Source organism: Candidatus Cryosericum odellii (assembly GCF_003570935.1).
GTDB classification, from domain to species: Bacteria; Caldisericota; Caldisericia; order Cryosericales; family Cryosericaceae; genus Cryosericum; species Cryosericum odellii.
In genome coordinates, this window is the sequence record NZ_QXIU01000014.1 from 1 (window position 1) to 10,913 (window position 10,913).

The window sequence follows — 10,913 nt, forward strand, 5'->3', positions numbered from 1 at the left end:
GAGGAGGATCAACAGTGCGCAAACTGACGAATCTCATACCACTTCTGCTAATAGTGGCAATGCTGATGGTGACCATTGCTCCTGACTGTAGTGCTGAGGAGCACGCGAGCGTTGTCCAGTTCACCGTGGGCAAGACTGCTGTCACCTCCAATGGGACAACGGTCCTGATGATGCCGGTTCCGGCAGTGTTCGATATGGGTTCGAAGCAGTTGCTGCTTCCGGTAAGGTCCGTCGCCAATCTCCTGGAATGGGATCTTGCCTGGGATGCAAAAACGGGATCGTGCACGCTCACCTCCGGCAAGTCCAGGGTCGTGGCAAAAGTCGGCAGCAGGACGGCGATGGTGGGCGTCAGGGCTGTGACCATGAGTGCAGCACTACTCAACGCTCGTGGAACTGTGGTGGGTCCCGTAGATATCCTCCGGTTCATGGGGGCTTCTGTGCAGGTGGTGCCGGATGGTCGCTCCTGCACTGCTACGATTGCCAGTGCCCAGGATACTGCTGGTTCGGGGGATTCAGGGAGTGAACACCCGGACGCGGTTACGCGGATGTCGCGAAGCGTCACATATGCGACGAAGAAGTACACGTTTGAGATCATCCGCATTGACCTGAAGGGCAAAGGGATCCGCGTTGTTCCGGTGGCATCTCCAGGAGGGATGAACTCAGGAACTCCCTATACAACGTTTGCCCTTGGCAAGCCACTTGCCATGATCAACGCATTGCCGTTCGACACGACAACTCATGTTATGACCGGATCGTTGGGCGGCGAGGGGATCTACCCGCAGGTGAAGGCGGGATATGCGGAGACAATGGGGATAGACGATCATGGTATCCCGTTCTACGCAGAGGGCCGGCTGGAGGTACGAGTCGACGTGACGGTTGACAGGAAGACCATTTCGATGACGACGTATTCCATCAACTGCACCAGCTGGGGCGGTTTCACTGTCTATACGAACTGGTATCCAAAGGCTATCTGGGTTGGCAGCAATCAGCAACTGATCGTGGTGGACCGGGATCGCATCGTGCAGCGCGTCTGCGGGGCGACTTTTCAGCCGAGGCTGATGAAGCCTGGCCAGTACGCGCTCTACGGGTACCAGGCGGCAGTCAACCACTGGACAATCGACACGATCACTTCGCTCCGGAATGCCGACAGCGCGCACCTGCATATCTTCCTCGGAGAACGGGACCTCTCAACGGGGTTCTTCATCCAGTCGGCGCCGGTCGTCCTGCGCGCCGGCCAACCAGTCATGGGGGCCAAGGCCTATGCCTATGCTGACAGCTTCCGCATGGCCAAGTCGGGGCCACGGTCTTTTCTCGGCATTGGCGGTGGTCGCTACCTGTACTTCGTCTCGAGTTCCACTTCCATAAGCCTCACGACCGACAATGTTGGTGGTGCCTTGGCTCAGCTCAAGCTCTTTTCTGATGTTATCTCCCTCGATGGCGGCGCCTCGACCACCCTGTACTACAAGGGTGCGTACATCTATACCCCAGGTCGGCAGTTGGTCACGTGCCTCGTCGTGTCACAGTAGCAGGTTGCCAGGACAAGTTCAGGTTCGCCCAGGATGGTCAGGACGGTGCATCATGCCTTGCCTCCGACCGCCGAGGCGCACCATCTTAATCCGTTCTTAGGACACGCTGGTACAATGACAGGCATGAGAGGAAAAACGAATGCATATTCTTGTCATTGAGGACCAGCAGGATTTTGCCCAGAACATCAGGCGGTATCTGGAGACAGAGTCCTACAGCGTCGACCTTGCCTTTGACGGTGAGGCGGGGCTGCACCAGGGACTGACCGAGGAGTATGCGCTCGTCGTTCTCGACCTCAACCTTCCACGCATGGACGGGCTGGAAGTCTGCCGGCAGCTGCGGCAAGCAGGGCGGAGCATGCCCATTCTCATGCTGACTGCCAGGGTCGGGCACCAGAATGCCGTGGCCGGCCTGGACAGTGGAGCCGACGATTACCTTACCAAGCCGTTCGACCTCGAGGAGCTGCTCGCGCGGATGAGGGCTTTGCTCCGCCGAGGTGGCGAGACCCGCAGCCCAGTCATTGAGCTAGGAGATATCTCGGTCGACACCAACACGCACGAGGTCCGCAAGGGTGGTAAGGTCGTGGCACTTGCGCCACGCGAGTATGCCCTCCTGGAGTTTCTTGCCCTCAACCGCGGCATTGCCAAGACACGTCTCGAGATCATTGAACTTGTCTGGGGAGAATACGATGAGCTGATGTTTTCTCAGACCGTGGACGTCCACGTGGCCTATCTGAGACGCAAGCTTGGCAGAGAGAGCATCGTGACGGTGCCCGGCAAAGGGTACATGATAGGAGACTAGCCATGTGGCATTCACTCAAGGAACGGCGTCGCGATCTCGAGGAGAGACTCAGCGCGAGGTTCAGTGTAGAACAGCGGCTAGCGATGAAGTTCACCCGCCTCGTATGCGTTCTCATTCTGGCAAGTGGTCTCATTCTCATGACGTGTGATACGGTCATTTTCTACTACCGCATGATGCACGGGCTCAACGTACAGGTCGACCAGATTTTGTCAGATAACCAGGTTTCCGCGAACCCAGCGACGGCTGGACAAGGTCTCAACCCGTCTGTGCGTCCGTTCGTGCGAATCCTTGCGTCAGATGGGACCGTTCTCTATCAAGGAGAGATGTTTGCCGGTTCCGCGTCTGGGCATGCCGATCCCTTTGCTGCCCCCAAGATGGGCGGCGATTCTTCCTATTCAGTGGTGACCCGCGCTATCCACAGAGAAGGGAGCATCGTTGGATTCGTGCAATTCGCGGGACACGTACGACAGGGGCCGAACGAATTCGGGTGGAAAACCCTGGAACTGCTGGTCGTCACAATCCTGATGGGTGCCCTATCTTACGTTCTCGGCCTGCGTTTCTCCCGGAGCACACTGCAACCAGTGCATGAGTCGCAGGCGCGTCTGGAGCAGTTTACACAAGATGCCAGCCACGAACTGCGGACTCCATTGGCCAGCATATCGTCCTCGCTGGACGTCGCGATGAAAACGGGCGAATACCAGGACAGGATCATGGCTGCCAAAGGACAGGTCAAGTATGCGTCGCTCCTCGTTGAGCGGTTGCTCGAGGTTGCCCAGCTGGACCGAGCGGAGGTCGACCTCGGACAAGTCGATTTGACCGCTCTTGTGACTGCAGTGGCCAGTCAGAACGTGGAAAGCTGCAAAGAACACGAATTGACGATGCAGGCGACAATTCACGAAGGGGTGACGGTCGAGGGAGACAGCCTGCTGTTACGCCAGCTTGTCAACAACCTCATCGAAAACGCTGTCAAGTTCAATGCGCCGGGTGGCACGGTGAGTGTTGTGCTCAATGCAGCTGATCTGCACGTCGGGAATTCCCGTGGATTCATAGCTCCCGACGATCTGTCGCATGTTTTTGAACCGTTCTATCAGGTTGATGCTGCGCGTACACAGCGCGGATTTGGGCTTGGATTGGCGATTGTGAAGAAGATTGCAGACCTTCATGGATGGCATGTAGTCGTCACCAGTAGCGCCGAAGCCGGCACGGACTTCATTGTCAGATTCACCTGATTGCGGAGGCCGGACGCGCTTCTTAATCTATCCTTAAATCTTGGTGGTTACAGTACATCACGAATCCAACGTGGTCACGCTGCGCAGTGAGCGCGTTGGTCAATAGATGCGGGCGCAGGCGCCCAGTGGAGGAAACATGAGCAAAAAGAGTCGGCGAATCATTGTCTCGGTCGTGTCACTGATTGTCGTTGCGGCGATCGTCGTGGTTGGACTGAAAGTGCTGGCTGCCAGGAAGACAGCCGCGGCATTCGCAGCGAGGAGGGCCGGAGTATCGTCCATGTATGTCGTGGCACCACAGGACGTTGCTACCCTTACGACGGTCTCTGGAACCGTGGCTCCCTTACGTTCCGCAACGCTGACGGCACAGGCTCAGGGGACCATCACCGGGGTCTACAAGAAGGAAGGGGACTTCGTCAAAGCAGGAGAGGTCATCGTTAGCATTGACTCGGCGGCACGTGACAACCAGCTGGCTCAAGCCGAGTCCAACTACCAGACGAGTCTCCTCAACATCGAGACAGCGAACACAACAGACCTTACGGCGACAAAAACGCAGTTGGAAACTGCGGTGAAGCAGGCACAGATTCAGGAGCTTCAGGCAGAAAACAACTTGAAGAATGCAACAGTATATAACACGAGCGCCACAACTGCCAGTGCCACAGCTGCCACAACTGCCGCCAATCTGCAAGAAGCGGTGACGAAGTCTGAGGAAAGCCTCACGACCGCTCAGGCCAACCTCAAGTACCTTCAGGACTATGATACGTCGTCGGTAGCGCAGTCTGATCTTGCTGTTCAGCAAGCTCAACTTAACTTGACCGCGGCTGAGAATCAGCTTGTCCTGGATGTGCAAGCAATTCCTGCGAAAGATACTACTGCAGACTTGACTAAGGTCGACAGTGCACGGCTTTCTCTCGAAAGCGCTAATGCAAGTGCTGAGGCCAACAAAACAACGGCCGAAGCCTCGGTGGCACAGAGGATACTCAACCTGAACGCTGCTCAACTGCAGGTGAACCAGGATGAACGGGCTGTAACGGCTGCCAAGAATAACCTTGCGGAGAACCTTGCGGAGAACCAGAAGACGGTCGACTCACAGGCAAATAACGTGACCGTGCTCCAAGCGGACGTCAACTCGGCAAAAGCTGCGGTGACGGCAGCGCAGTATGACCTTTCTCAGTATGGCACAACCGAACGCAAGGCTGCACTGCAGCTCCAGTTACTGCAGCAGCAGAAGAACCAGGCAGAGCTGTCATTGCAGGCTACGCAACTCACCTCCGACAACTATGTGGTAAAGGCTCCGTGGAATGGGATCATCACATCGCTCAACGTCCAGGTCGGCGATCAGGCGACCAGTGCGACCAGTGGGACCAGTGCGATGGTGATTGCCGACACAAGCGGATGGAATGTCCAGGCATATGTCGATGAACTCGACGTTCTGCACGTCAAAACTGGGCAGGATGCATCGGTGACAATGGATGCCTACCCCAACCAGACATTCAAGGCCAAGGTCGCGTATGTTGGAACTACGTTGGTGGCGACTTCGAGTAGCGTCAATGCATATGCCGTCAAGATCCAGTTCACCAAACCTCCCACTACGCTGGTTGCCGGCATGACTGCCGATGCGTCGATTACGACGTCATCTGCAAAAGGAGTTCTTGCTGTCCCGGTCGAATCGATCCTGTCAGAAAACGGTAAGAATTATGTGACAGTGATATCCGTGGATGCCAGCAACAAGCGGACGACCACCAGGACAGAGGTGAAAACGGGCATTGAAGGCGACGTCTATGTCCAGATTATCTCGGGCCTCAAAGCGGGAGACCGTATCCTGCGCACGGCGAGTGCGACCACCACTACGTCGTCCTCTACGTCTTCTTCATCNNNCATCACGATCGATGCTCTTGCCGGCGTATCTTTTGAGATCGGCGAACATGAATTTGTTGCTATCATGGGGCCGTCCGGTTCTGGAAAATCGACGCTGATGCATATTCTTGGATGTCTGGATACCCCGACCTCTGGTGCCTATCGTCTCGAGGGCCGTGATGTTTCCCAACTCCGATCGAATGATCTTGCCAGTATTCGCAATCGAGACATAGGATTTGTGTTTCAGTCTTACAACTTGCTGCCGCAGTTGAGTGCCCTGGAGAATGTCCTTCTTCCATGTACCTACTCCACACATGCGATCAGCGGAAGAGACGAACGAGCTCGTGCTCATGAACTGATGGAGCGTGTTGGGCTCAAGGACCGTATGTACAATCGCCCTGTTGAAATGTCGGGTGGAGAACAACAGCGTGTCGCCATTGCCCGGGCCCTGATGATGAACCCACCGGTTATTCTTGCTGATGAGCCAACCGGCAACCTGAACTCCAAGGGGGCCCGCGAGATCCTGGACATCATGAAGGAGTTGCACACAGACGGGAAGACGATTATCTACGTCACTCACGATGATACCATCGGGGCGCAGGCGGAACGCGTGATTCGTATCCAGGACGGCCGTGTTGTGGCCGATGAGAGGAACTAGAATGGACCTCAGGGACAGTTTTCGGAATGCAACGCGAGCGATCTTCGCAGCGAAAATGCGCTCGTTTCTTACCATGCTGGGAATTATTATCGGTATTGCTGCCGTTGTCATGCTCATGGGCGTCGGCGCCGGAACAAAGCAGAGCATCCTCAGCAGAATGCAGAGTTCTGGCTCTGGCAATCTGTATCTGACTGCTGGTGCCAGGTCGAATGTTCTCATGGGTGGTGGTGGCTTCGGAGGAGGTAACAGGGGGGGAGCATCAGCCGGTGCCAAAATCACGGCGGAAGACCTGACGTATATCGAGGCAAGAGTAACCTACCCAATTGTTGTATCGCCGACGAACCAGACCAATATTACGATCAAGAACGGGGATACCACCATGTCGGGCACCGGAATCTTCGCGACACCGACGTACTTTGAAGTCGAGAATGTAACGATTGCCAATGGCCGTATGATTTCTACGAGTGATATCGACAATCGGACGCGTAATGTTGTCATCGGCGCCACCGTGCAGACAACCTTGTTCCCTAATGGATCTGCAGTGGGGCAGCCGATCCGGATAAACGGCGCGAGTTACAAGGTCGTCGGCGTTGCTACGGCAAAAGGTGAGTCAATGGGGAGCTCTGTTGATACTGCAGTCGTCTTGCCGTTCTCAGACGGAGAGAAGTCGTTCGGTGTCGTCCACAATGTTATCCAACGAACAACGATCAAGTGCGTCGATCCTACTCAGAGCTTAGCAGTCACAACTGAGATTACCGATATCCTGACACGCAAACACAAGAAAGTGGACTTTTCCATTCAGGATGTCGCAGCCCTGACAGATATGGTGACGTCGGCCATGACGATATTGACAACGTTACTCGCGGCTATCGGAGGTCTCTCTCTCTTGGTCGGCGGTATCGGTATCATGAATATCATGCTCGTTTCCGTAACGGAACGAACCCGAGAGATAGGCATCCGTAAGGCACTTGGAGCCCGTGAACGCGATATTCTCGTCCAGTTTCTTATTGAATCTTCCCTGTTGAGCATCGCGGGAGGCATCTTGGGGATTGTGATCAGCGTTCTTGGCTCGGACTTTATTGTTTCCCGATTTACGACGACGACGATAACTGGCTCATCTATCCTTCTTGCTGTCAGTTTTTCCATCGCTGTCGGAGTATTCTTCGGAGTCTACCCGGCTCGCACAGCAGCCCGGATGAAACCCGTCGATGCATTGCGGTATGAATAGGAGGTCGTCCATGAACAGGAACATACAACGACCATCCACAAAGGTGATGCGCTCAGTCTGACCTTTGACACAGGCGTCGGGTGAGTGCCAGCTCGGAAAGGGCTGTGAACGGTCCAGCACAAACTGCTGCAGGACCGGACGCAGCCCTTTTTGACTTACCAGACATCGTGTTACGTCTGGCAGGTTGGGCAGATGAACGATGCCGTGCTGCCGGTCCGGATCTTCTGGACGAACGCGCCACATACGGGACACGGCTTGCCTTCGCGGTACCCGACCAGGAATTCCATAAAGCGCCCCGGTTGGCCGTACAGGTCCTTCTCGAATGCCAGGCCGCCCAATTCCAGTGCATGTCCAAGCTGTGAGCGGATCGCGGCGTAAAGCACGTGACGCTCGGACGCAGTGACGTCGGCGGTTTTGCGCAGGGGATGCAGCCCGGTCGCGAACAGGATGTCCTGGATGTAGACGTTGCCAATGCCCGCGATGTTCTTCTGATCCATGAGAACCGTCTTGATCGTGCTCCGCTCCTTTTCTATCAGTATCTTTTCGAATGTGTCTGGCGTGAACTCGCTGTCGTCCAGCGGGTCGAGACCCAGCGAGCCTGTCATGGCATGGGAAGCGAGCTCGACGGTCTTGACCGCGTGGACGTACCCGAACCACCAGAAGTGCTGGCTGAGGGCACTGCCGTCGTCGAACAGGACGGCTGACTGGCGGTTTCCCGGCAAGGGCTCACCCTTGCGGTGGAAGAGGGCTTCCCCACCCATGCCGAGGTTGAGCAGGAGCGTTGCTTCCGGCTCGAGGTCCACGAAGATCCATTTTCCTCTCGACGTCACGCGGTTCACTTGTGCATGGACGAGCAGCTGCCCGAACTCGTCGGGTGATACGTTCAGACATCTGGGCTGGACGACGTCGACCCCGGCCACACGCTTGCCGCGGAGCTCCCGGTCCATTTGTCGTGCCAGGTTGGCTACTTCGGGTAATTCGGGCATGATGTCCCTCTCGTATCTGAAATCGGCTACAGGGAGCTCACGACCTGGGCCAGGGTCCTGACTCCTTCGTCGATCTCCTCGGTGGTCAGCGCGCAGAACGGCAGCCGGACGAAGGTATCCCCTCTCCCGTCAGCAAAGAAGTCGCGCCCATTCGTGAGTTGAATACCTTTCTCCAGGCCCTTGGCGATAAGGGTTTCGGCTTTGACACTCTTGTTGAGCGTGACGCCTACGAAGAAGCCGCCCTCAGGTCTGGCCCATGTTCCCAGGTCGGCCATTTCCGCGTCAAGCGTGGTAAGCAGTCTGGACAGACGCGGGCGGTAGAGGTTGTGCAACTTCTCGATCTGAGCGGGCAGCAAGCCCCTGTCGATGAACTCGAAGACTGTAGCCTGTGGCAGAAGGGCTGGTGTAATATACGTGTCCTGTGCGGTCTTGCCGAGGCGGTCCATGTACTGCTGGGGGCCGAGGGCGACGCCGACGCGCAGGCCGGGCGACAGCAGTTTGCTGAAGCTGGTAAGCTCGATCGTCCTGTCCGGGATCATGGACTGGATCGTGGAAATGTCGTCACCGGTATATCGCAGGCGGCGATAAGGGAGGTCCTCGAGGACGAGCATACCGTACTGCTCTGCCAGGGCGGCGAACGCGCGGCGCTTGGCCTCCGACATCGTTGTACCCGAAGGGTTCTGGAAATCGCTGACGACGTATGTCATGAGGGGATGGTGTTCACGAATGAGATCCTCACAGGCGGTGAGGTCCATGCCGTCTTCCTGCAGGGGAACGCCGACAACCGTGGCGCCCGCCCGGCGCAGAACCTTGATGACACGGTCATACGAGGGCTGCTCGACCAGAACGGTGGTGCCCGGTGCGATGAGGGAACGGGCTACGAAATCGACGATCTGCAGGGCTCCCTGACTCAGCAGAACCTGGTCGGGCTGGAGTCCGTGGCCGGCTGCGATGAACTCACGCAGTGGGCCGAATCCTCGGAAGGAGCCATATTGCAGAATCTGTGAGCTGTACTTGGCGAGAGCCGACGCGGCGCACTCTCCCAGGGCCTCCACCGGAAACGCTTCTGTTGCGGGAACCCCTCTTGTGAATGCAATCATGCTACTTGCCTCCTGGATGTGTCTGATACGTTCATGATGATTCCTACAGGACCATGAAGACTGCCGAGATGAGCAGTACTGCGTAGATAAGCTGGATGAAGCGTTCACCGCTGATGTGGTGGTGCGCGATGTCTCCCAGCAGGGCGCCGAGCGCAAGGAATGGCAGAGACGTCAGGACAAGCCTCCCTGGCTCGCCGGCCAGCTTGTGGCGCAAGACAATATCTGCGATGATGAACACATTGAGTGTCGTCCAGATGGCGACCAGTGTGGCGCGGAACGAAGCTTTGTCCTTCAGCTTCTGAGTCGCGTAGATAATGACAGGTGGACCACCCGAGGTGAATGCCCCCTGCATGGCGCCTCCGATGAACAGCAGGGTGTTGAGAAGCCAGGCAGGCCATGGTCGTGGCGTACCTCTGCCCGGCCGGAACTGCGTGACCAGTCCCTGGATGCCGACGACGACCATGAAGATGGCGAGGATGTGCATCAGCGTGGTTTGTGGCAGGACGTTGTAGGCGATCATGCCAATAGGAAGTCCGGGCAAGACAAATGCAAGGATGCGCAGGTACTGCCGCCGGTCGACGTGCTTCCAGGAGACGACCAGAAGATAGACGTCCAGTATAAGGGCCAGAACAGTAAGGACGGGGCGAGCTGTGTCGATGCCGGTCAGAAGGATACAGAACGGCATGGCCAGCACGGTACAACCGAAGCCGGTGATCCCCTGGATGAAATGGGTCGCCAGGACGATGAGGCCAAACAGAACAGCAGTCAGGGCAAAGGGCACATCTTCCTCCACGCGTCCTCTCGGGACGCACCCGAACAGTATACACAGAATACGGCGGCTGGCTTGCCGACGCGGGCTGAAACCAGCGCTCCTGTGCGCGTTTGCGTGCGCGCAAGGACGAATCATACTGTGTTGGAGCATCAGCGCCGTTCGGCGAGATGACAGCAGAGGGGGGGAACCATGAGACTGAAGAGAGCAGTGGCAATCGTGCTGACGGCAGGAGTGGTGGTGGCGTGCGCAGGATGCCGGCCGAAGGCAGTCAGCATACCCGTTAACGGACTTCCATCCATTGTCGTTGAGACCATGCACGAGGAGGGCGAAACGCTTCGTTACTCCATAAGGGCCGGCTATCCGCAGTTTCGGAGTACGCTGCCTGCGGGTGCCCTCGAAAAGGTCAACAAGGCTATCAGTACCATGGTGCTTCCGGACATTGCGGGTCTGAAGCAGAATGCAGCTGATGACGCGGCATGGGCCGCGAAGAATCCCTCTGAGGCTGGCCAGCTGCCTGTTGACCAGAGCAGCTTCTTGAACACCGAGTATGAGATTCCCTATCTGACGAACGACCTCGTCAGTGTCCGCATCCGGTTCGAGACGTACTCCGCTGGTGCGGCTCATGGCATGTCGTTCACATACGTCCTCAACGCGAGGCTCAGCGATGGTGAGATCCTTGACACCGAGGGCCTGTTCCTCGACGGGAAGCAAGGCCTGCAGTGGCTTTCGCAGTACTGCGTGACAGACCTGAAGAGCCAGTA

Annotated in this window: 9 protein-coding genes and 1 pseudogene; 7 read left to right on the forward strand and 3 right to left on the reverse strand. The window is 56.9% G+C overall.

Annotation, left to right across the window (positions count from 1 at the left end):
• The 6 genes and pseudogenes from SMC5_RS00680 to SMC5_RS00700 all read left to right on the forward strand — a co-directional run.
• Positions 1-1,526 (forward strand): stalk domain-containing protein (locus SMC5_RS00680; protein WP_207798926.1); only part of this gene is annotated, 1,526 nt, incomplete at its 5' end.
• 139 nt (positions 1,527-1,665) lie between these two features.
• Entirely contained in the window at positions 1,666-2,325 is a 660-nt protein-coding gene (locus SMC5_RS00685; RefSeq protein WP_119089715.1) for a response regulator transcription factor, read from the forward strand.
• Between the two features lie 2 nt (positions 2,326-2,327).
• Positions 2,328-3,554, forward strand: coding sequence for a sensor histidine kinase (locus SMC5_RS00690; RefSeq protein WP_119119187.1), 1,227 nt, complete (start codon positions 2,328-2,330; stop codon positions 3,552-3,554).
• Positions 3,555-3,831: 277 nt separating this feature from the next.
• Positions 3,832-5,154 (forward strand): annotated as a pseudogene (locus SMC5_RS11530) (efflux RND transporter periplasmic adaptor subunit); the annotation flags it as partial.
• A gap of 276 nt (positions 5,155-5,430) precedes the next feature.
• Positions 5,431-6,066, forward strand: a complete 636-nt coding sequence (locus SMC5_RS11535; protein ID WP_407079749.1) for an ABC transporter ATP-binding protein — start codon at positions 5,431-5,433, stop codon at positions 6,064-6,066.
• Position 6,067: 1 nt separating this feature from the next.
• Entirely contained in the window at positions 6,068-7,294 is a 1,227-nt protein-coding gene (locus tag SMC5_RS00700; RefSeq protein ID WP_165846130.1) for an ABC transporter permease, read from the forward strand.
• Between the two features lie 170 nt (positions 7,295-7,464).
• Here SMC5_RS00700 and SMC5_RS00705 read toward each other — a convergent pair whose 3' ends face one another.
• From SMC5_RS00705 to SMC5_RS00715, 3 genes are read right to left on the reverse strand one after another with little or no spacing between them, the layout of a single operon-like run.
• Complete coding sequence (locus SMC5_RS00705) at positions 7,465-8,280, reverse strand: Fpg/Nei family DNA glycosylase (protein WP_119119190.1); 816 nt, start codon at positions 8,278-8,280, stop codon at positions 7,465-7,467.
• A gap of 26 nt (positions 8,281-8,306) precedes the next feature.
• A complete protein-coding gene (locus SMC5_RS00710; protein WP_119119191.1) occupies positions 8,307-9,380 on the reverse strand; it encodes an aminotransferase-like domain-containing protein in 1,074 nt (357 codons plus the stop codon).
• A gap of 43 nt (positions 9,381-9,423) precedes the next feature.
• On the reverse strand, positions 9,424-10,173 hold the full coding sequence (locus SMC5_RS00715; RefSeq protein ID WP_165848896.1) for a sulfite exporter TauE/SafE family protein: 750 nt from the start codon (positions 10,171-10,173) through the stop codon (positions 9,424-9,426).
• A 168-nt stretch (positions 10,174-10,341) separates the two neighbouring features.
• On the opposite strand from SMC5_RS00715, the gene SMC5_RS00720 reads away from it, so the two are divergent.
• Positions 10,342-10,913: PdaC/SigV domain-containing protein (locus SMC5_RS00720; RefSeq protein ID WP_119119193.1), on the forward strand; the 572-nt coding region annotated here is incomplete at its 3' end.

Bases quoted from the DNA above. Each gene is read 5' to 3' on its own strand.
- SMC5_RS00690 (WP_119119187.1), top strand. From the start codon at position 2,328: ATGTGGCATTCACTCAAGGAACGGCGTCGCGATCTCGAGGAGAGACTC.
- SMC5_RS00705 (WP_119119190.1), bottom strand. From the start codon at position 8,280: ATGCCCGAATTACCCGAAGTAGCCAACCTGGCACGACAAATGGACCGG.
- SMC5_RS00685 (WP_119089715.1), top strand. From the start codon at position 1,666: ATGCATATTCTTGTCATTGAGGACCAGCAGGATTTTGCCCAGAACATC.
- SMC5_RS00710 (WP_119119191.1), bottom strand. From the start codon at position 9,380: ATGATTGCATTCACAAGAGGGGTTCCCGCAACAGAAGCGTTTCCGGTG.
- SMC5_RS00700 (WP_165846130.1), top strand. From the start codon at position 6,068: ATGGACCTCAGGGACAGTTTTCGGAATGCAACGCGAGCGATCTTCGCA.